Genomic DNA, 19,726 nt, shown 5'->3' with positions numbered 1-19,726 from the left:
ACGTTGAGGTAGGGACCAAAATGCAGAGCCACTATTGAGGGAGGCAGGTCATGAAACAGTCTAACGCAACTCAGCAAGCTGTTGTCGAGCGGGCCACTGCGCAGCGTGTCAGCGCCGCCGGCAACGTCCATGCCGCTTATATTGGCCTGGACGTACACAAGGTCAGCATCTCGGTGGCCATCGCCGAGACCGGGCGCCAAGCGCCCGAGTTCCGCGGTGAGATTCCCAATGAACCCAAGGCCATCGACACGCTGGTTCGCCAGCTGAGCGAGCGCTTCGCTGGGCAGCCCCTGCTGTTCAGTTACGAGGCCGGCCCCTGTGGTTATGGGGTTTATCACCAGGTCCAGGCCAGCGGCCATGACTGCGAGGTTGTCGCTCCGACCCTGATTCCCCAGCGTGCCGGGGACCGCATCAAGACCGACCGTCGCGATGCCAAGATGCTGGCGCGCCTGTCACGCTCTGGGGAGTTGACGCCGGTGTGGGTGCCCACGCCGGAACAAGAGGCGATTCGTGACCTGACCCGCGCTCGGGAGGACATGAAAGCCGCTGAACTCCGCGCTCGGCAGCGACTCAACGCCTTCTTGTTGCGACACAGCAAGATCTACCCCGGCAAGAGCAAGTGGATACCGGCACACTTCCGCTGGCTGGAGACGGTTCGCTTCGACACCCCGGTTCAGCAGATCGTGCTGCAGGAATATATCGAGTCGGTGAGGGAGGCCCAGCGTCGTGTTGCCGGTCTGGAGAAGCAGATGAGAGCCGCCTTGCCCGCCTGGTCACTGGCCCCGGTGGTCGAGTCGGTTCAGGCGATGCGCGGCGTCAGCCTGATCACCGCCATGACGGTGCTGGCAGAGCTTGGTGACATCACGCGCTTCGACTCACCACGCCAGTTGATGGCTTACCTGGGGCTGGTGCCCAGCGAGCACTCGAGCGGTGGTAGCCGACGGCAGGGCGGTATCACCAAGACCGGCAATGGCCACGTGCGACGGGTGTTGGTGGAAGCCGCCTGGAGCTACCGCTTCCCGGCTCGCAAGACTCGGATCATTGAGCAGCGCGCCGAGAAGACCTCGCCGACGGTGCAGGCGATCGCTTGGGAAGCGCAGAAGCGCCTGTGTGGGCGTTACCGTCGTCTCGCCGCCATGGGCAAGGCCAAGCAGCAGGTCACCACGGCGGTGGCGCGTGAGTTGGCTGGCTTCCTGTGGGCGATTGCCTGTGAGGTCATGGGCAAGCCGCATGGCAGCCGAGCTACCGCATGAACAGTGCAACCCAGTGCCTACGGCTCAGGGAGCGTCGGGCCGGTGGGAGAACCCCTGACCCTCCTATGAGGCCTCCGCCCTCCGGGGTGGGGTGACCCTCGCTCGTAGACCAGGGTAGCTCCGCGACGAAGTGATGACAGGTCGGTACCCAACCCACGAATACCAGAGAGATCCACCGTCGCTGATAGCCCCTCGCTTCCTGAGCCGTAGGCATTGAGGACAATCACATGTAACAGAGTCAACCGACCCCTTGACGGGTCAATCCATACCAGGAGGCGGGCATGAACTCGTGTTCGGTGAGGTCGGCGTTCAGGGTGGTCAACGCGACACCCTTGTGTTCGGCGAGTCGGGTGGCCTTGCGCAGGCCCACCGAGGAGGCATCCACCGAGGTCACCCAGTGGCCGAGGCTGGCCAGGTAGACCCCGTTGCGCCCCTCGCCATCCGCCAGGCAGAGCACCCGCTTGGGCGCCTCGCCGATCAGCGCCGCCTGCTCGCGCAGGAAGTCGTTGGGTTCGGTGCCATAGACGTAGTCGTCCGTGCTGTAGCGCTCATCCCACATGTGGCCTCCTCGCATTGTCATGAAACCAACCCCGAGAGTACCAAGTTCCGGGGTGCTGTTGGCCTATCCTGCATCCCGCATGTGACGAGTAGCTGCATGCGAGCTTCACAATTCCTGCGCGAAGGGACGGTAGCATGCGAGGTATTCTCATCGCCCAGGAATCTCACCATGTCGTCTCGCATCACATACTACGGTCGCTTCAGCCGCCTGCTCCACTGGGGCATGGCGGCGCTCTTCGCCGTCCAGTTCATCACCGCCATCACCCGCTTCGCCTTTCCGGATACCGCCCTGGAGGAAGCCGTATGGGGCGCCCACAAGCCGCTGGGGGCGCTGTTGATGGCATTGATCGTGCTACGCCTGGTCTGGGCGGTGGTGGATCGGGCCCGGCGACCGGCCTCGGTCAACCTGGCCGCCAGACTCGGCCATCTGGCACTGTATGTCCTGATGGCGGTGGTGCCGCTGGTCGCCCTGCTGCGCCAGTACGGTTCGGGGCGCGCCTTCGCCCCCTTCGGCATCCCGCTGATGCCGGGCTTCGAGGGTGAGATCGAGTGGATGACGGCTATCGGCAGCATCTTTCATGGCCTGCTGGGCTGGGTGCTGCTGGCACTGATCGTCGGCCACGTTGGCATGGCGATCCTGCACCGCCGCATGGCGGGCGAGGATGTGCTGGTGCGCATGTTGCCGCGGCACGGCGCCGGGCGCTGAGGGGTCGGTTCGGCGCACGTCCTTCAACTGCCGGCCTGTCCGTTGGGTCCGCTCCCCACTACGGTGGGGGCGGGCCCCTTTTGCGTCACGCCTGCCCATTTGGTCGAACGCCGCAATCTCCTGCCCGAGCATGCGGTAGGGTAGTCCGTGACAGGCGTCCGGTGGCGCCACCTTCCAAGGATCATGGAGCGCCAGGCATGGCCAAGCCCCTTCCTCTCTCCCCGCGTTACCGCGTGCTGCTGGCGGGGCTCTTCAGCCAGCTGCTGTGCGTGGGCGTGGCACGTTTTGCCTACACGCCGCTGCTGCCGGTGATGCAGCAGCAGACCTGGCTGAATGATGCCCAGGGCGGCTGGCTGGCCGCCCTCAACTATGCTGGCTACATGCTGGGCGCACTCACCGCTGCCTCGATCCATAGCATCCGCTTCAAGGACACCCTCTACCGCCTCACCCTGGTGCTGGCGCTCGCTTCCACCGCCGGCATGGCGCTGGCCGACAGCTTCTGGCTGTGGGCGGCCATGCGCTTCGTGGCGGGCTTCTCCAGCAGTGGCGCCATGCTGCTGGCCTCGGGGCTGATCCTGCACTGGCTGATCCAGCATCGCCAGCGTGGCGAGCTGGGTATCCACTTCGCGGGCCTGGGGCTGGGCATCCTGCTGGCCGCCCTGGCGGTAGAACTGATGCTGCGCCTCGCGCTGGACTGGCAGACCCAGTGGTGGGGCTTCACCGTCCTGGCCGTGGTGCTGTTGATTCCCGCCTGGGCCTGGCTGCCGCGCCCCGCCAAGCCGATCATGGGTGCCGGAGGCGGGCAACGCCAGGCCCAGCCGCCTAGCCGCACCTTTATGCGGCTGATGCTGGCGGCCTACTTCTGCGCCGGCTACGGCTACGTGATCAGCGCCACCTTCATCGTCGCCATCGTCGAGCGCGAGCCGCTGCTGGCCGGCGCCGGCAACTGGACCTTCGCCCTGGTGGGGCTGGCCGCCGCCCCCGCGGTGATGTTGTGGGACCTGGTGGCGCGCTGGGTCGGCTATCTCGGTGCACTGATTGCCGCCATGGCGCTGCAGGTGGTGGGGATCGTGCTGCCGGCGCTCACCGACAGCCTGGCCGGCGTGCTGGTAAGCGCCGTGCTTTATGGCGGCACCTTCCTGGGCTGCGTCAGCCTGGTATTGACCATGGCCGGCCGGCTCTATCCGCAGAGCCCAGCGCGAATGATGGGGCGCATGACCCTGGCCTACGGCGCCGCCCAGATCATCGCCCCGGCGCTTACCGGCATGCTCGCCGAGGCCAGCGGCCACTACGACATCGGCCTGTGGCTGGCCGGCGGCTTCGTCGCCCTGGGCGCGGTGCTGCTGGCCTGGCTGCGCGGCGTGGATCACACCGCCCAGCGGCTGGACGCCGAGGCCAAGGCGGCCCCGACGGGATAGCGTGCGGGGCCCCTCGATGATGCGCCCGATGCTGGCCAGGCTATCGAAAATCGAAGTGCTCGTAGGCCAGGTTGCGGTGCGGAATGCCCAGGGGCACCATCTGCTGGCTTACCGCCTCCCTCAGCCCCCGGGGACCGCAGAAGCGGATCTCCACGCTATCGGCCGGCACCTCGCGGGCGATCTCGGCCAGGCGTTCGCGGAAGGCGGCGCTGTCGGGGCCGGCGGGCACCGGCACCAGCTCCACGCCGCGCGCCTCGGCCTGGGCCTGTAGGGTCTCGACGCTGGGGAACTCACGACCCGGGGTATAGCAGTAGAAGAGCGTGACCCGCTCCAGCGCCTTGGCCTTGGGATCCTGTAACCAGGCGATGAACGGGGAGATCCCCACCCCGCCGGCAACCCATACCTCATGACCAGCCCGCTCGGGGCGCGTGAAGTGCCCGTGGGGTGCATAGATATCGGCGCGCATGCCCACCCGGCTCTCGCTGATCAGCTTGTGGGTGAAGTCCCCCAGTCCACGGATGAAGAACTCCACCGCGCCGCTCTCTCGGTTGGCCGAGGCGATGGTGAAGGGGTGTGGCTCACGCAGCCCTTCCTCCTTCAGGCGCAGGAAGCCGAATTGGCCAGGCTGGAAGGTCACGCCACCGCCCACCGGAGCGAGCCGCAGGCGAACCGCCCCGGCACCGGGCGCGACTTCCACCACCTGGTACTCGCCATGGTGGGCGAGGCGCGGATAGAGCAGCAGTTTCCAGGCTGCCGCCGCGACGCCGAGTAGCGACAGGGTGCCCAGCCAGAGACCGGCGGGCTCGCCCAGGGCGATGGGTGACTTGAAGGTCAACCAGTGCAGGATGACCACCACGAACAGCGGGCCGGAGAGCTTGTGCCAGCTCCGCCACAGGTGATAGGGGATCTTGCGGTTGAGCGCCAGCAGGATGATGAACATCAGCGCCACGAAGCTGAGCTGGCGCAGCAGGCGGGTCCAGTACGAGCTGATCTCGAGGATCGGTGCCACCTCCCAGGCGTCGAGGCCGGCCTTGAACACCAGATGGTACGAGGCCAGGCCCAGCGCCCATACGCCCATCCACTTGTGGGCGAGATAGACGCGATCCAGCCCGCCAAGCAGTCGTTCGACCCATGCCCAGCGGCTGGCCAGGATGGCCGAGGTGGCCATCAGCGCCAAGGCCGCCACCCCCGACGCCAGGCTCAGGGTGGCCGAGGTGGCCCAGGTCGAGACGGGCAATTCCCACAGCACGAGCAGGAAACTGGCGGCGACCGTGAGGCCCACGGCGTGCCAGGGTTTCAGTACCTTCATGTCTTGCCTCCTTGGATGACGGTCACGGTGACGTCGGGGAGGGGGGAGGCCTGTTCTGTTGTGTGGGGACTATCGATGGAAAAGATGCAGCGAGGGTGCAGGAAGCGAGAAAACAAAGGCGGCTAATGAAATGGGCCGGCTCGCTGCCCAGGCAGCTGCCGGCGGGGAAGTACTCAATCGATGCCGAGCATCACGTCCGAGGCCTTGATGACCACCTGGACCTCGCTGCCCACGGCGATGCCGAGCTCTTCGACGGCATCGCTGGTGATCATCGACTTGATCACGTTGCCGCCGCCAATATCGACGCGGACCTGGCTGTTCACCGGCCCTTCCTTGACTTCCAGTACGTTACCCTTGATCACGTTGCGTGCGCTTATCTTCATCATGGTCTCCTGAGGATGGCAGGTAGAAAAGGCTAAGGGCGCTAGCCCTGAGGGGGCGGCGCGCTGCTGGCGCGCCTGCGCACAAGATGCCGGCGCAGGCGCTCGCTGGCAAGCCCCGCCGCCAGTCCAACGAGTGCTCCGCTAAGCAGCGTGGTCACGGCGGTAGCGGCGATCACCGGACGGCAGTCGGGGCGCGCATCGAACAGCCTTCGGCTTAGCGTCAGCTCTAACCCGGCGAAGGCCAGCAGGGCGCCGACCACTGGCGTTGGAATCGCCGCCAGCCAGACGATCACCGCCTCGCCCTGAAGTGCTCCCAGGGCGCAGGCCGCGGCCATGGTCAGGGGCGCCACCAGGCTGCGCGCGCCGAAGCGGTAATGGGCAGCCATGCCGCCGGCACCATGGCACATCGGCATGGCACCCAGCGGCGCCAGCGCCAGGTTGAGCACGCCGCTGGAGGCCGCCAGGCGGCGCTCGCTGACGCGTGACGAGGCGGCCGGAAACAGCGACCGCGACACGGCCGTGGCTACCACCACGGCATTGAGCAGGGTCAGCGGGAGCTGGGCCAGGGTCCCACCCGCCACTGATGAGAGCGAGATGCCTTCGCCCACTGGCGTCGAATGCACGGCCTTGGGCAGCATATCCACCGGCACCAGCCAGATGGCGGCGATGACCACGACCAACGCCCAGGGCCCCCGGGGCCAGACCCAGGAGAGGGCGAGCAGTGCCATGGCCGGCAATGCCAGCCACCAGCCTGCGGCCATCATCTCCAGCGCCAGCGAAGCGAGCATCAGCCCCAGGCCGGCCTGCAGGCCGACCGTCACGGACTGGGGCAGCGCCCGGGCCGCACGGCCAAGATAGGGGGTGGCGGCCAGCGCCAGCAGCACCAGGCCAAGTGTGGCGCCGGCCAGGGCGGTCTCGGCCGTGGTCAGGCCGCCGACGAGGATCATCGCCCCCAGTGCCTTCATCGGCTGCACGGCGATGGGCGCGCGGTAGACCAGGGCCACCAGCAGATAGCCGGCAGCGAAGCCAAGAAACATCGGTCGCGGTGACAGCACGCCCAGGGCCGTCGCGCCGATCACATAGGGCAGCAGGGTGCCCAGGTCGCCGAAGGCGCCGGAAATATCGCCGCTTAGCGCTGCCAGGGCGCGCCGGCGGGGTCGCCAGGGGGGAAAGGAAGCCATACTCTCCACTGTAGCGCCTTGGCGCAGCAACAGAACCCAAGCGACCTGTTCGCGGCATCAGTCGCGACATTAATCGCGACATCAGTCGTGGTGCTGGTGGTGCAGGAGCGCCCCGATGATCTGCTGCTGTATGCCTTCTTCCTGGCCACCAACCTGGGCAAGTTCGACTGGCCGCCGGACGATGACTGTCAGGTTTCTTGGACAGGCCCATCATCTTCACCGTCAAGCGAGCTTAGCGGTGGGTGAAGCAGGAGTGGCTCCGATAGGTAGAGGAAGTCATGGCTGCAAAGCCGCTTGTTCGGCCGGCTGGCCTACCACCACCCGCATCAGGTTATCCAGGTAGTCCGAGTCCGACATGAACAGCACGTGCTTGGCACGCAGCTCCTCAGCGGTCATGCCCCAGTGGCTGGTGATCCACTCCCGCGTGGTGCTGGAAGGTGCGAGGATGACGCTTTCCAGCTCTACGTGGTCAGTCTTCAGGCGCCGCTCCACATCCTTGATGCGCTCTCCGAACTCGATCTTCTCATCCTTGGGCCCGGTATGGCGTAGCCCATGGGGGTCGACAAAGACGATGCGCTGCCGGTCGTCCTGCACATGCCAAAGGATAAAGTCGGGGTAAAATCCACCCGCTTCGAAGAACCCGATCCCCTGCTTTACCAGGTTCCTCAGTAAGTAGAGTTGCTCACCTCGCTCGGCCATGGCCTGCTGGTTCCGTTCAAGCCACCCTTTCAGACCTTCCACAAAGCTGAACTCGCTGTCGTTGAGGGCGACCGGTTCAACGCGGATGCGGCTGTCCTTGCCCAGGTGCAGCAGCGGGTTGTATAGGTGCGCCCCGATCTGCACGGCACTGACGCCGTTGGCCTTGGACGACCGATACATACCCTGACGCTGCTTCTCGATGGCTTCCTTCATCTGCTTGATGTCGTCGATCAACGCTGACTCGCTGCCGTCGACGATCAGCTGATACTCCTTGGTATCCGGCAGGTTGCCCCGGGCATCCTCGAGCGCGACCAGCTCCATGCGTGGCTCCAGGTAGGCTCGGCGGTGGTAGTTGAAAACCCGGTCCATCAGCAGCGACAAGAGTTCCAGCGCCATGCTCTGGTAGCGCTGGAAGTTATCAGCATGGAGCTCCCACTGGTCCTCGGGGACCAGCAGCCTGTACCACACCTGGCTCTTTAGCAGCGCCGGGAATCGGCTAGAATCGATTAGCAGGTTGGCATAGCCGCGGGACCGGCGGTAGCGCTCCAGGTCGCGTTCCAGCGCCGCCATGTCCAGGAACAGCAGGCGTTCGTCATCGAAGTGGCGCTCATGCTGCGTGGCCTGGCCGGGCGTGGCCATCACGTCCTTCACGCCAGAAGCCTGCAGGCTTTCCACCCTCGGGTAGCGGTCGAGCTCGACCTTGCGCTCCTTGAGCACGATATCTGGCGTCAGACCCAGCTCATGATGGAAACCGCTGCTGACGGCAGTCACAGGATGCCCGAACCGCACCAGTGGGCCATCGCGGTGAAAGCTATAGGCCTGCTTGGTATCCTGGCGGACCTTGGGACGCAGCATCTTCAGCGACTTACCCACGTCCTCCATCACGTTCAGCTTGAGCGTATGGATCTCGGGCTGGTCGTTGCCCGGCAGGCCTTCGTCCTCCAGGAAATCCCGGAAGGTCGCCATGAAGTCGGCGCCAACGCCGAACACGTTGAGGGTTTCCAGCAGATAGAGGTGCTTGGGCGCCAACACTGGATCGAGCCGGCTGGAGCGCATCAGGCTCATGTCGCGGCCTTTCAAGCGTACGCCGCGACCGAACAGCTGGATGATCTGCGATCCTTCCTTCTTGCCGGTGTTCATCAGTCCCATACTGGAGACACGCCAGCAGTTCCAGCCCTCGATGAACTTCTTGGAGCCGATCAGCAGGTTGACCGGAGAGCTCTCGCGGGTGACCTCGGCGAAGATAGGATTGGCCAGCTCAGACTTGCGTACTTGAAGGTGTTGGATCTTCCGACCCTCGAGGTGCTCGGCCAACCCCAGCGCATCGCCCACATTGATCAGGCCAAAGGGCTTCTCTGCCTCCCCCACCTTCAGCAGAAGCTCGCCAGAGTCACCGGTGATTCGGTCGACATTCAGCGTACCGCCGCCCGGGGCATGGAAGGTATGAGTGAGAATGTCGCGGTAGAGCTCATCGATGGAAGGACCCTGCGCCTTGAGCCAGGGGAAGCTGCCCGAGAAGATCTCGTTGCCTTGCTTGTCGATCAGCCCGGTAGTTGCCGCGTCACCTTCGTAGACTGCGCTTAGCGCCCGGCGGGCTTCATCCTTCTCCCCGAGGAACCAGGCCAGAAAGCCCAAGACCTGGGCGATATCGGAAGCGCGTTCCTTGTAGTTCTTGGCGGTCTCCTTGCTGCCGTCATCCTTGACCACGCTGGCCCCGACGAACACCCACAGCGGTGCGGCCAGGTTCCACTGGGTCAGCTGGCCGTGTTCTTCCTGGTAATAGCGCTGCTGCTGGTAGAAGGCCAGCAGTGCCGCCGTGAGGTAGGTGTAGCGCTGCTGTGTCTCCTTCTCCGGCAGGTTGAAGATTCGGTAATCCTTGCCATACCCATCTTCGTAGAAGTAGCGGTAGCCGTAATCGAACAGGATGCTCTTGGCGTAGGTCTCCTCCACCGCAGCATCCTTGGCGGCCACCACGGCTTCCTTGAAGGTGGCCGAGTACTCGAAGGTAAAGCCACGCCCGGCCAACTTGTTGCGATGCGACAGCCACCCCTTCTCTGCGCTCGCCGAGCCCAGCCCGCGGTGCCCTTCATCGACCAGCAGCAGGTTGCCATCGCCGAAGCTGTCCACCGCCATGGTCTTCTTACCCTGCTCGATGCCGAGCTTGGTTATTTCGGTCACCGCCACGCGGCTCAGCGATTTCCGCTCGCCGCTGAACAGGTCACCACCGTCCTGGCTCAGGCGCTCCGCCTCCAGGCTGGAGTCACGGCACTCCAGCAGGTGCTGCTCACTGAGGCGCTCGTTGGGCGTGATCAGGATGATCTGGCCGTAGTCGGCAATCCGATGGTGCTTACGGGCATAATGGCGGAACTGACGCACGTTGGTGTGCATCAGCAGCGTCTTGCCGGAGCCCGTGGCGTTCTGCAGGCACAGCTTATTGAGGTCATCGTCCTCATAGGGCCCGATGCCGGTCTGGTAGCCCTGTCCCTGCCAGTAGCTATTGAACCGCTCGACTTGGCGGTTGAGGCTGGCCTTGAGCGCTTCGCGGTCGCGGAAGTACTCGTGGAGGTAGATCTCGACGAACAGCAGGGTCAGCCACTGGAAGTATTTCCAATCGACCTCGGTCTCACGCTGCTGGTTGAGGGCATCGGTGTGTTCCACGATGTTGGCGTCGAAGCGCTTCAGATCCTCCTCACTGTACTGCCAGGTGGGCTGATAACCCCTTAGCAAGGCATGCAGGTAATCATGGTGTCGGTCACCATTCAGCCCCGGGCTGCTTTCCTTGAGCGTCTTGCTGAGCAGGGAAATCGGACGCACCCGGCTGCCGCCGTCCCGGTATTGCTCCAACGGGTCGATACCGAAGCGCGTCAGCACCCACTGATTGAGCACCAGCTTCTTGAGAAAATCGCTCTTGGCACTGAGCTGCTTGATCTTGGTTTGACGTGGCCTCCGTGCCATCAGTGCGACTCCCGGCCCTGCTCGTCCTGCTCCTCTATCGGCTTTGTCGGCGCATCCTCACCCACCAGCACGGGCTTGCCATCCTGCCAGATTACGGCGTACTGGCCGAGGCGACGCTTACGCTCCAGGGTGTCAGCGACTGCGGTGCGGAGGCTATCGAGCATCTCCTGAGTGTCCGGTGCCAACTGAGTCATGGCCGTGCCTCCTTGACAAGTAGGTTGTAGTGGCGATCGTCGAGAGCATTCAATTCAAATACCGATTTATCGACATTTGGGATGCCAGAACGTCTCCAGCAGAAAGTGAAGCTGATGTCTAAAATCATCATACCTCACCCTGTACAGCGAGTTGTGATAGCTGCGTTAGCCATGCATCAAAGCGTGGGCACCCCGCGCGGGCAGCCGCCAAGCCCTCTTCAAGAATCACAGGGCCGTGAAACTTTTTTTCATATTGTGGGGCAAGCGCTTTGATACGCCGCGAAGGACAGGTTTCGTAACCATCATTCACGTTCTCGGCGCCACCACTGGCCGCAACTATTTTATGCAAACGGCTGCCAAGAGACTCGATAGCCATGACGACTTCCGCTTGCTCATGCGCTGCCAAGACCAGGGCCTCAAACTCATATTGCTGAACATAAGGCATGAATCGATGCTTCTGCTCCGGCGATACAAGCTCAGAAATAGCAGCCTCCAAGTATTCCACATCACCTTGAGGCCTCTTTTGAAATCCATAGAAGTCATAAAAAGTCGTCACGAAATCAAACATTGCCAAAAGGCTATTGATCTCACGACTTATTCGCTGCAGCGATACACGCCCTCGCATATCAATGGGGCTAGCATAAACCTGGTACCTCGCTAATTCAGGCGCAAGAACCCGGCTCACAAACTCACGCTCAGTAGCACCTTCTACGCTAATGCCTAGCCGAACCATCAAGGCGTGCCTCCCAGCAAATTCTTCTCCCACAGATCCCCAAGACGATAATCTTCAAGCCATGACTCCAAAGCCTTGGCATTCAGCCGCTTGAAGGTGGATCTGTTATCGTGATGCTCCACGATGACCATGTTTTCAGACTTAAACTCATTGGCCAGCGTTACCGACTGAGTTGATGCTATTATCTGTGTGGACTGGCTTGCTGAGCGCAGCATCGAGCCTAGCAGTTGAATAGCATAGGGATGCAGACCTAATTCCGGCTCATCCAGCAAAATAACAGATGGGAGATGAGGCTGTAATAACAGCGTTGCCATGCAGACAAATCGCAAGGTACCGTCAGAAAGTGCATGCGCATCAAAAAATGCATCATTACCCTTGTGCTTCCACCTTAAGCGAATCTTGCTGCTATTATTCCGATCCGGCTCCAAAATAAAGTCATGAAAAAATGGTGCCACCCGCTGCACGGTAGTGACGATTCGTGTATAAGCATCAGGCCAATGCTGCTGGATGTCATAAAGAAAAGCGGCAAGATTCTCACCTTGCTCCCGGAGACGGTCACTATCTAATAGCTCACCCGCCTGCTTCATCGGCGCAGTGCTACTGGTATCATGAAAATGATAGACCTTCCAATCTGCAATGTACCTCGAAACATTGCTTTCAATGGAAACTCGCCCCGGGTTAGGAAGGCCTGACTCATCCGCACCCGGCTTAGCAAGAGACTTACGCTTCTTCCCTCCATCATAGCCAATCTTGTCGGCAAAAAACTCACAAAACTCTTCTTTGAAGACCAAACGCCCATCATGAGTAGGAACTAGGGTGGCGCCGTAACTGTTTGGATCAAAGCGAAAATAAGTGCACAGCTCTGGCGTTTTTTTACGACCAAAGTGCAGCAGTGCATCAGCGCCCCCCTGTTCGGCAACATAGAGCTGCAAGTCCTTCTGCAACAGCTTGTTCATGAAGCGGAAAAAATTAATGAAGTTTGATTTTCCCGCACCATTAGGCCCGATAAGAATATTAAGAGGTTCTAGCTCCAGAGACATGTCTGCAATAGAGCGAAAGCCACGAACCTCCAGGTGAGTTAAGTAACCTATTTTACTCATCGTCACATCCCTCCCACATGCGGGCATGGAAAGTCTCTTCCAGGCTGTGCACTCGGCTACGCGCACTGCCGGTAAGGTTCAAGCCGTGCGGGCCGTTGATGTAGATGGCATCGAACTCACTGTCGGTGGTGCCGATCTTGTACTTTTCCAGCAGCGCCTCCAGCACCGCGGCATCCTTCTCGGGATCGTCGGTCAGCTTGCGCCACACCACCAGCACCTTGGCCAGGTCCTCGTCGCTGCCCGGGATACGGCGCACGTGCCCTTCCACCTGACGAATCCAGTAGGCACCGTCTTCGTTCTCTCGCAGGCCTTCTGCTTTGAGACGCGTGTTCTGGTCCTCCGGCAGCTCGGGGTCTTCCTCGCGCTTGAAGCGGGCGATATAGGTACGCGGCTTGTCGAGGTGGGTGACATGCAGACCGATCAGCCAATTGAAGGTCTCGACCAGGTCGACGTTCGTTTCGCGGGTCTCGTCGCTGCCGGGCTGCTTGACCTTCAGGGTGTAGCCTTCGGGGTCATGGAACCACTCGGTATTGAGCAGGCTGGCCGAGCCGCGGGTTTCCACGTCGAGCAGGTATTTGAGGGTGTAGTCGCGCCGCAGCTCAGGGTTCTGCTCCATCAGCGCGTCGCGCTGGGGGTTATCGTCCAGCTCGAGGTTGTTCAGAGTATCATCGTAGCTCTCAAGGCAGAGATATTTAAAGCAATGAGAAACCCCACCCAAAGCATTAGGATCAGGAACCCCACCTTTCCAAGAGGAAGCGTAAACAGCTTTTTTCAGCCTTGGAACCAATGTTGTCCAAAAAACTTCTCCGACCTCAGCAAGAAGGTACTTAACCCGCTCACCCCTCCTTATTAAGTCAATAGCAGAGTGCCCAGTAGTTCCTGAACCAGCAAAAAAATCCATTGCCACTTCGAACTTTGAAACCTCCATAGCTCTTTTCACCAAGCCAGTAGGCTTAGGGGTTCCCCAATCGAAGCCATAGCCAAACATAGACTTTAGTTCAGAGTTCGCAGACCTTGAAGTGCCTACTTCTTTTCCAAACCAAATGCTCTCCGGGACCCTTCCCTCTTGATCGCAGAGATAAATTTTTCTAATTATTCTAGATTCATCATCAGAGAAAAAAATCTCTCCAGACTCAATCTTCTTATCTAATGTATCTTTACTCCACCTCCATCCTTTCTCTGGCGGCTCAATAACTCGACCAGAGGGGGTTGTTATTTTATAACGTAAATTTGGACGATAAAGGGCGTTTCTGACATCACCAGTTCTCCAAGCACCACGAGGGTCATTATCCGTATTAGAATATGCTTTATTATGCTCCTCCTGCCTCTCTAGCACCCCCAGCTTAGCCTCTTCGGAAAATGAACCACAAAAAAGATAATTGTGGTGTGGTGTTATACCACCACTATAACCTTTTCCTTGAATACTATGCTGCCATGCAACAGGGGTTTTAACATTACCTTCCCCAACCAGATCCGACAATACGCGATGAAAACTAAAAGCCTCAGACTCATCTAAAGTTACCCAAATATGGCCCAATCTATCTGCATGAGCCATGGCAAGTGACAGCCTCTCCTTTATCATTGATAACCAAGAAGAATCTTTGTAGCTATCTTTATAAATAAAATCCCCGCCACCAGTGTTGTACGGCGGATCTATAAATAAAAACCCTACTGAAGACTTATACTTCTTCTCAGAAAGCTTGAGAGCATGGAAGTTATCTGAGAAAAAAACCTCCCCCTGAACCTCGCCATCCAACACCGAAATGATCTCATCTCTTACCTCTTTACGATAAAGAGAAGTATCTATCATTAAATATCTATACTCAGACCTCTTCACCAACTCAGAAGCGGAAAATTTTGACAACTCATTCTCAATGAGTCCAGCATCTAGCGAATAGACATCACTCCACTGGTTTCTCTGCAAGCTATTTCTAAAAACAGCATCTAAGAGTTCTTCATTTCCCTCCAGAATATCCAAGGTCATGCAATATTCAGCGTCTACAACAAACTTTTTTTTATTCCACAGCTTTTTCTGAAAATTCTCCAGCTGCGCCAGAAAGGCAATGATCTGCTTGGCGATTTTTCGCAGGACCTGGATTTTCTTAAGTTGCTGCTCGACGATCAGCACTTCAGCATTATCGATATCATCCAGGCGCAGGATCTCGTTCTTGATATAGAAATCCAGCTCACGAGAGAGAAACCCGTCCAGGTCCTTGTGGATAAAATAATCCATGGTGTTGCGGGCGGTACACTGCTGCAGATACTTGCCCAGCAGGGTGCGCTCTTTTTGCTTGTCCGTTGGAGCCCGGGTTGCCAGCCCATCCCGATAGGCGGCTACGCCATCGGTGAGACGCAGCGCCGCCATTATGATCTCTTCAGCCTCCTCAAGGCGCTTTTTCTGCCAGGTGCCGCTCTGGCCCGTCTTTTCCGGGTCGGGCCGGTACTCGAACTGCAGCACGAGGTCGGCGCCCTCCAGGCGCACCGGCTCGTCATGGTGGATGATGAAGAAGCGCTCGGTGCTCTCCTTCACATCGTTGTGCTCACCCTCGGTAGCATCGACCACACGGCAGTGCACCTTGAGCGCGGCGTCCACTGAATCGAAGCCCAGGCCAACCTGTGCGGCGGAACCCTGTAGCTTCTTCAGGGCCTCGTTGAGGTTGAAGGTGAAGTTGGCCAGCGTCTCGGAGGATTTGACGTAGTACTGGTCCTTGTTGGCCCAGTGGAGGTAGACCTCTCGCCCATCGTAGGGCACCGCATAGGGGGCGGCCCGGCTGTCATTCTCGGCGACGTGGTGGCGGCGACTCATGAAGTCGCCTTTGTCGTAGTAGCGGGAGAAGAAGCGGTAGAGGTGGTCGTAGATATCCGCCGAGGCGTTCTGCTCCCGCTTGGCGACATCGTAGGCGGCGCGCGCCTGCTTCACCGCTGGGGCACCATCCGGATCCGGGGCACCCAGCTCTTCGGCCTGCCGACGCTTCTCCTCGATCTCCTCACGCATTGCTGCCAGCTGCTGCTCACCCTGCTCGGCAAACGCTTCCTCAATGGCCTGGGCCAGGTCTTCACGGATGAATCGGGAGAGCTGGTCGCTCTTGGCGTGCATGATGCGGTACAGCCCGAAATCCAGCTCCGGCTTGTCGAGCTGGAACAGCTCGCGCAGGAGGTCGATGAAACGTTGCTTGCGGTCGTCCGCGGTTGCTACAGCCATTGATCGGTTCTCATCAGCTCGTGTAACTGGCGGGAAAGCCCCGCCAATTCAGGCAATTAAAAGACAGAGCGACCAGGCAACGAGGCCTGGCCGGTGGAAATTTATATGGTGCTGATGATACCGGGAGGGTATGCCGGGCGGCCAGAACGAAAGCCCACGCATTCGTTTGTCTACAAACGAGTAACCCCCCATGGTGCGCTGATCTGACGGAAAGCGTGGGGGGTGTTGTTGGAGGTGAGCGTAAGCAGCAGAACCGGGCGGGTCAACCTGCCACGTCGACCTGCACAGTAACGACCATGGGCTAGCATGGACTTCACGCCAGCTCCCAGCGGATCCGAAACAGCCGATGGGACTGGCTCTTGCGATGCATCTGCCGCTCCAGGGCATCGATGAGTGCGTCGCGCTTCTCCTCGATCTCGTCTTGCACGTCGAAGATCGCCTGACGGTCGCGGCGCTGCTGACGCTCAAGCGTCTTGAGCGATTCCAGCGCGGCCTTCTGCTCCTCAAGGGTCTCGGCGGTGCGTGAGCGACGCTTGGCATCCTTGATCTTGGCCCGCGTATCCTCCAGTTTCGCTTCACTGGAAGCCACCTGATCATCGGCCCAGGCCTCCAGCTTGTCGCGCTCACGCTGGAAGTAGCTGTGATTCTCCTCAAGCACACGGCTGAGGGTGGCATCCAGCTGCCGCTTGGCCAACGCTGGGAGCTCCTGGGAAGGCTCAGGGGCACTATCCGATACTATCTCCGCTGTCACATTGAAGAGGCGCTCACAGGCCTCCTGATCGAGGTGCGTACCATCGTCAGCCAGGGCAGTGAAGACCAGGTGCTCCTCGTGCTGAAAGCTGTCCAGCTCTAGCAGATTCAGCTCCAGCCATCCACTGCGGGTGGTGAGCTGTTCGAGTACCGAGATTCGCAGCGGGTGATCGGACAGCTGGAAGCGCAGGGTGGCGACCGGCGTTTCCCGGCGGCGGCCGCTATCGAGAACATGCTCGCCCAGAGGATGGGTCAGCCGATAGACGTGGGCATGCTCGGGCGGCTGGATACCCTTCCCCTTACGAATGAGCCAGTAGTCTCCGGCAGGCACACTCTCTACCGGAGAGGCTTCCAAGTGAAAGGTCAGGCTGCTGTCGTTGAACTTGGCCTGCTCCGCCAGGCAGTGCCGGGTCAACTTCCAGAACAGCTTACCGGTGCGGTCGAGCTGGGCCTCGGCCTTGTCACGCTGAACGCGCAGCAGGTCGTGGATCTGTTCGTCGAAATGTTCGAGCAGCTTGCTCTCCGTCTCCTTCATGCGGGCATCGATATCGGCCTCCAGCTGCTCACGCAGCTCGGCGAAGGCCGCCTCGATGGCGTTCGGCGTGCGGCAGGTGGCATAAATATCGGCGATGCGCTTCTCGACATCCACGCCCGATTCCAGGCGTCCGAGAATTTCATCGGAGGCCCCGAAAAGCCCATCGAACAGCTGGAACTTCTCGCTCAATAGCTCCAAGACGCGCTTGTCGGCCTCATTGCGCTGATTGAGGAAGTTGACCACCACCACGTCGAACTGCTGGCCATAGCGGTGACAGCGGCCGATGCGCTGCTCCACACGCTGAGGGTTCCAGGGTAGGTCATAGTTCACCACCAGGTTGCAGAACTGCAGGTTGACCCCTTCGGCAGCCGCCTCGGTGGCTACCAGGATCTGCGCCTTGTCTCGGAAATGGTCAATGATGGCAGTACGGCGGTCGATGGCGGGGCTGCCTGTCACTCGGTCGCTTCCGGCATGCTCTGACAGCCAGCGCTGGTAGATGCCCGTGACTCCCGGGCTGTTGTTGGTGCCACTGAAGGTCACGACCTGATCGGCAAAGCCGTGACGCTCCAGGAAGCGGCTGAGATACTCCAGGGTGCGCCGCGACTCGGTGAACACCACCGCCTTGCGCGGTGCGCCCATCTCATCCATGCGGGCGAAGCCGGTTTCCAGCGCGGTGACCAGTGCATGGGACTTGGCATCTTCATGGATGCCACGAGCAAGACCCAGATACTGCTCGATTTCGGCGATTTCGCCCTGCAGCCGAGTTGGGTTGATCTCCTGCTCGACCTGGTACTGGGCGTCGGCCTCCTCCATCTGATCAGCTTCCGCGGCTTCCAGCAGCTCTTCATCAAGCGATTCATCGGCCAATAGCCGCTCCAGCCAGTCCTGCTCGACTTGATGCCGGTCATGCAGCGACTCCAGCCGCTGCTTGAGCGTCTCCAGCGTCTGGATGATGGCGGTGGTGGACGACGCCAGCAGCTTGCGGATGACCAGAGACACCAGGTGGCGTTGACGAGTGGGCACGCCATAGCTGTCTTCGCGCTCCAGATAGCCGGAGACCAGATGGTAGAGCCGCTGTTCATCCTGGGAAGGGGTGAAGGGGATCGTCAGCGCCTTGCGCTCGGTATACTGCACATACTCCAGCACCTGGCGGCGCAGGGTGCGTTTGGCAAACTCCTCCAGCCGGCGTCGCAGCCCCTCGATGTCATTGCCACCGCGCATAAACTGGCGGCGGAAGCTGATCGCGTTCCCAAACAGCTGATCATCGATCACTGTGGAGAGGCCGTAGAGCTCCAGCAATGAGTTCTGCAACGGCGTCGCCGTCAGCAGCAGCTTGCGGCTGCCGGCGAAGGTGCGCTTGATCGCCTGACCGGTGCGGTGGCTTTCACGATGGGCATTACGCAGCTTGTGCGCCTCGTCGATCACCACTAGATCCCACGGGATGGTGCGCAGCTGAGGTTCCAGCTTGGCCGCGAAGTGGTAGGACATCACGCTAATGGCGTCTTGATCCAGCGGATCGTAAATCCCCTGATCACGCTGCTGCTTGTAGGTGCGGGCATCCAGCACCTGGGTAGGCAAGTGGAACTTCTCGGCCAGCTCGGTCGCCCATTGCTTGCGCAGGGCGGCAGGTGCAATCACCAGCAAGCGACGCCGACGCTCTGCCCAGTACTGGCAAATCACCAGCGCCGCTTCGATGGTCTTACCCAGCCCCACCTCATCAGCGAGCAGTACCCCCTTGGTCAACGGGTTCTGCAGGGCGAACAGGGCCGCATCGATCTGATGCGGGTTGAGATCGACCGAAGCATCGAACAGCGAAGTGGCCAGCCGATCCACGTCACCGCCCCTGCGCTGGCGGGTCAACTCATAGGCGAAGTACTTGGCGTGGTAGTCCGTGATGCGCTCAGTGGTCATCCCTGTTCCCCTGCCTGGTTGCGATAGGACCAGCTACTTACTGTCCCCCGCGCCGGCACAATGATCAAGGCGGCTTAGGGTGATGGCTACACCAGCTTGAACGGCTCGATATCGCGGAAGATGCCGGTCTTGGTCATGTCGCGGCGCAGGGTGCTACATCATTGCGCGCCCTCACCGCCACGAAGGCATCGCCCAGCCCCGCTCACGCGCAATACCGGCGAGCACCGGGTCCGGATGGATGGCGTGCGGCCTCTCCACCGCCTCGAGAAGGGGAAGGTCGTTGCGTGAGTCGGAGTAGCCCCAGGTTTCCGCCGGCTGCGCATCTCCCAGCCATTCCCGGAGTGCGTGAAGCTTGCCTTCCTTGAAGGTGCGGGTACCTTGCGCCTGGCCGGTATAATGACCGGCTTGCTGCTCGAGCTGCGTTGCCAGTGCCGCATCGCAGCCTAGCCGCCTGGCGAGCGGCACCACCAGCTGGGCGGTCGAGGCGGAGATGACGACGGTGGTGTGCCCCTGTTCACGATGCCATGCCACCTGTGCCAGGCCTCCCGGGAAGAGTCGCGGCATGATGCGGCTATCGAGGAACACCTCGACCTGCTCCGCCACTTCCTGGACCCGGCGCCCTGCCAAGGGAGCGAGGAGAAAGGCCAGATGCGCTTCCATATCCAGGGTGCCTGCGGCGTAGTCGGCCATATGGCGAGCCCAGGTGCGGCGATACCCGGTCGCATCCGGAATCCATCCTTGTTCGATCAGCCACTCATTCCAGTACCCGGTGATATCCCCATCCAGCAGGGTGTCATCCAGATCGAACAGCGCCAGGCGCATTATCTTGCGAGACATTC

General features: G+C 60.7%; 15 protein-coding genes. 4 read left to right on the top strand and 11 right to left on the bottom strand.

The features are described 5' to 3' along the window. The first annotated feature begins 50 nt into the window (after nt 1–50). The gene (locus tag NFH66_RS15750) at nt 51–1,253 is read left to right on the top strand and encodes an IS110 family RNA-guided transposase (RefSeq protein ID WP_349611151.1); all 1,203 of its coding nucleotides are present in this window, start codon (nt 51–53) and stop codon (nt 1,251–1,253) included. A gap of 238 nt (nt 1,254–1,491) precedes the next feature. Here NFH66_RS15750 and NFH66_RS15745 read toward each other — a convergent pair whose 3' ends face one another. After that, a complete protein-coding gene (locus NFH66_RS15745) occupies nt 1,492–1,812 on the bottom strand; it encodes a class I SAM-dependent methyltransferase (protein ID WP_349611150.1) in 321 nt (106 codons plus the stop codon). Nucleotides 1,813–1,980: 168 nt separating this feature from the next. Here NFH66_RS15745 and NFH66_RS15740 point away from each other — a divergent pair, with 168 nt between their 5' ends. Next, nucleotides 1,981–2,517 carry a cytochrome b gene (locus NFH66_RS15740; RefSeq protein ID WP_349611148.1) on the top strand — a complete coding sequence of 179 codons (537 nt, stop codon included), beginning with the start codon at nt 1,981–1,983 and terminating at the stop codon, nt 2,515–2,517. 197 nt (nt 2,518–2,714) lie between these two features. Continuing rightward, nucleotides 2,715–3,935 (top strand): YbfB/YjiJ family MFS transporter, encoded by a 1,221-nt coding sequence (locus NFH66_RS15735; protein ID WP_349611147.1) that lies wholly within the window; start codon nt 2,715–2,717, stop codon nt 3,933–3,935. Between the two features lie 40 nt (nt 3,936–3,975). Here the strand turns inward: NFH66_RS15735 and NFH66_RS15730 are convergent, their stop codons facing one another. From NFH66_RS15730 to NFH66_RS15720, 3 genes are all read right to left on the bottom strand, one after another. Beyond that, nucleotides 3,976–5,244 (bottom strand): ferredoxin reductase family protein, encoded by a 1,269-nt coding sequence (locus NFH66_RS15730; RefSeq protein WP_349611146.1) that lies wholly within the window; start codon nt 5,242–5,244, stop codon nt 3,976–3,978. Between the two features lie 173 nt (nt 5,245–5,417). Then, a complete protein-coding gene (locus NFH66_RS15725) occupies nt 5,418–5,630 on the bottom strand; it encodes a TOBE domain-containing protein (RefSeq protein ID WP_349611145.1) in 213 nt (70 codons plus the stop codon). Between the two features lie 38 nt (nt 5,631–5,668). Further along, nucleotides 5,669–6,808, bottom strand: a complete 1,140-nt coding sequence (locus NFH66_RS15720) for a putative sulfate/molybdate transporter (protein ID WP_349611144.1) — start codon at nt 6,806–6,808, stop codon at nt 5,669–5,671. 18 nt (nt 6,809–6,826) lie between these two features. Between NFH66_RS15720 and NFH66_RS15715 the strand changes: the two genes are divergently transcribed. Beyond that, nucleotides 6,827–7,054 (top strand): hypothetical protein, encoded by a 228-nt coding sequence (locus NFH66_RS15715; RefSeq protein ID WP_349611773.1) that lies wholly within the window; start codon nt 6,827–6,829, stop codon nt 7,052–7,054. A gap of 30 nt (nt 7,055–7,084) precedes the next feature. On the opposite strand, the gene NFH66_RS15710 is transcribed toward NFH66_RS15715, so the two are convergent. The 7 genes from NFH66_RS15710 to NFH66_RS15680 all read right to left on the bottom strand — a co-directional run bounded on the left by NFH66_RS15710 (nt 7,085) and on the right by NFH66_RS15680 (nt 19,724). Then, the gene (locus NFH66_RS15710; RefSeq protein ID WP_349611142.1) at nt 7,085–10,462 is read right to left on the bottom strand and encodes a DEAD/DEAH box helicase family protein; all 3,378 of its coding nucleotides are present in this window, start codon (nt 10,460–10,462) and stop codon (nt 7,085–7,087) included. Then, complete coding sequence (locus NFH66_RS15705; protein WP_349611140.1) at nt 10,462–10,656, bottom strand: hypothetical protein; 195 nt, start codon at nt 10,654–10,656, stop codon at nt 10,462–10,464. Before NFH66_RS15705 ends, NFH66_RS15710 begins: the two co-directional genes overlap by 1 nt. A gap of 127 nt (nt 10,657–10,783) precedes the next feature. After that, the gene (locus tag NFH66_RS15700) at nt 10,784–11,389 is read right to left on the bottom strand and encodes a DUF4276 family protein (protein ID WP_349611758.1); all 606 of its coding nucleotides are present in this window, start codon (nt 11,387–11,389) and stop codon (nt 10,784–10,786) included. Continuing rightward, nucleotides 11,389–12,489, bottom strand: coding sequence for an AAA family ATPase (locus NFH66_RS15695; protein ID WP_349611138.1), 1,101 nt, complete (start codon nt 12,487–12,489; stop codon nt 11,389–11,391). Before NFH66_RS15695 ends, NFH66_RS15700 begins: the two co-directional genes overlap by 1 nt. Beyond that, the gene (locus NFH66_RS15690) at nt 12,482–15,691 is read right to left on the bottom strand and encodes a site-specific DNA-methyltransferase (RefSeq protein ID WP_349611137.1); all 3,210 of its coding nucleotides are present in this window, start codon (nt 15,689–15,691) and stop codon (nt 12,482–12,484) included. The genes NFH66_RS15695 and NFH66_RS15690 overlap by 8 nt, the downstream gene beginning before the upstream one ends. A 313-nt stretch (nt 15,692–16,004) precedes the next feature. Continuing rightward, nucleotides 16,005–18,887, bottom strand: a complete 2,883-nt coding sequence (locus NFH66_RS15685; protein WP_349611136.1) for an SNF2-related protein — start codon at nt 18,885–18,887, stop codon at nt 16,005–16,007. Nucleotides 18,888–19,058: 171 nt separating this feature from the next. Continuing rightward, nucleotides 19,059–19,724, bottom strand: a complete 666-nt coding sequence (locus NFH66_RS15680) for an HAD family hydrolase (RefSeq protein WP_349611135.1) — start codon at nt 19,722–19,724, stop codon at nt 19,059–19,061. Nucleotides 19,725–19,726 lie beyond the last annotated feature (2 nt).

The sequence above is a fragment of the Halomonas sp. H10-9-1 genome (genome assembly GCF_040147005.1).
Taxonomy (GTDB): domain Bacteria; phylum Pseudomonadota; class Gammaproteobacteria; order Pseudomonadales; family Halomonadaceae; genus Halomonas.
The sequence above is the reverse complement of the archived record's forward strand: the minus strand, read 5'-3'. Positions and strand labels throughout refer to the sequence as shown.

Coding starts and splice junctions, on each gene's coding strand:
- NFH66_RS15750 (WP_349611151.1), top strand. CDS start 51: ATGAAACAGTCTAACGCAACTCAGCAAGCTGTTGTCGAGCGGGCCACT.
- NFH66_RS15745 (WP_349611150.1), bottom strand. CDS start 1,812: ATGTGGGATGAGCGCTACAGCACGGACGACTACGTCTATGGCACCGAA.
- NFH66_RS15740 (WP_349611148.1), top strand. CDS start 1,981: ATGTCGTCTCGCATCACATACTACGGTCGCTTCAGCCGCCTGCTCCAC.
- NFH66_RS15735 (WP_349611147.1), top strand. CDS start 2,715: ATGGCCAAGCCCCTTCCTCTCTCCCCGCGTTACCGCGTGCTGCTGGCG.
- NFH66_RS15730 (WP_349611146.1), bottom strand. CDS start 5,244: ATGAAGGTACTGAAACCCTGGCACGCCGTGGGCCTCACGGTCGCCGCC.
- NFH66_RS15725 (WP_349611145.1), bottom strand. CDS start 5,630: ATGATGAAGATAAGCGCACGCAACGTGATCAAGGGTAACGTACTGGAA.
- NFH66_RS15720 (WP_349611144.1), bottom strand. CDS start 6,808: ATGGCTTCCTTTCCCCCCTGGCGACCCCGCCGGCGCGCCCTGGCAGCG.
- NFH66_RS15710 (WP_349611142.1), bottom strand. CDS start 10,462: ATGGCACGGAGGCCACGTCAAACCAAGATCAAGCAGCTCAGTGCCAAG.
- NFH66_RS15705 (WP_349611140.1), bottom strand. CDS start 10,656: ATGACTCAGTTGGCACCGGACACTCAGGAGATGCTCGATAGCCTCCGC.
- NFH66_RS15700 (WP_349611758.1), bottom strand. CDS start 11,389: ATGGTTCGGCTAGGCATTAGCGTAGAAGGTGCTACTGAGCGTGAGTTT.
- NFH66_RS15695 (WP_349611138.1), bottom strand. CDS start 12,489: ATGAGTAAAATAGGTTACTTAACTCACCTGGAGGTTCGTGGCTTTCGC.
- NFH66_RS15690 (WP_349611137.1), bottom strand. CDS start 15,691: ATGGCTGTAGCAACCGCGGACGACCGCAAGCAACGTTTCATCGACCTC.
- NFH66_RS15685 (WP_349611136.1), bottom strand. CDS start 18,887: ATGACCACTGAGCGCATCACGGACTACCACGCCAAGTACTTCGCCTAT.
- NFH66_RS15680 (WP_349611135.1), bottom strand. CDS start 19,724: ATGTCTCGCAAGATAATGCGCCTGGCGCTGTTCGATCTGGATGACACC.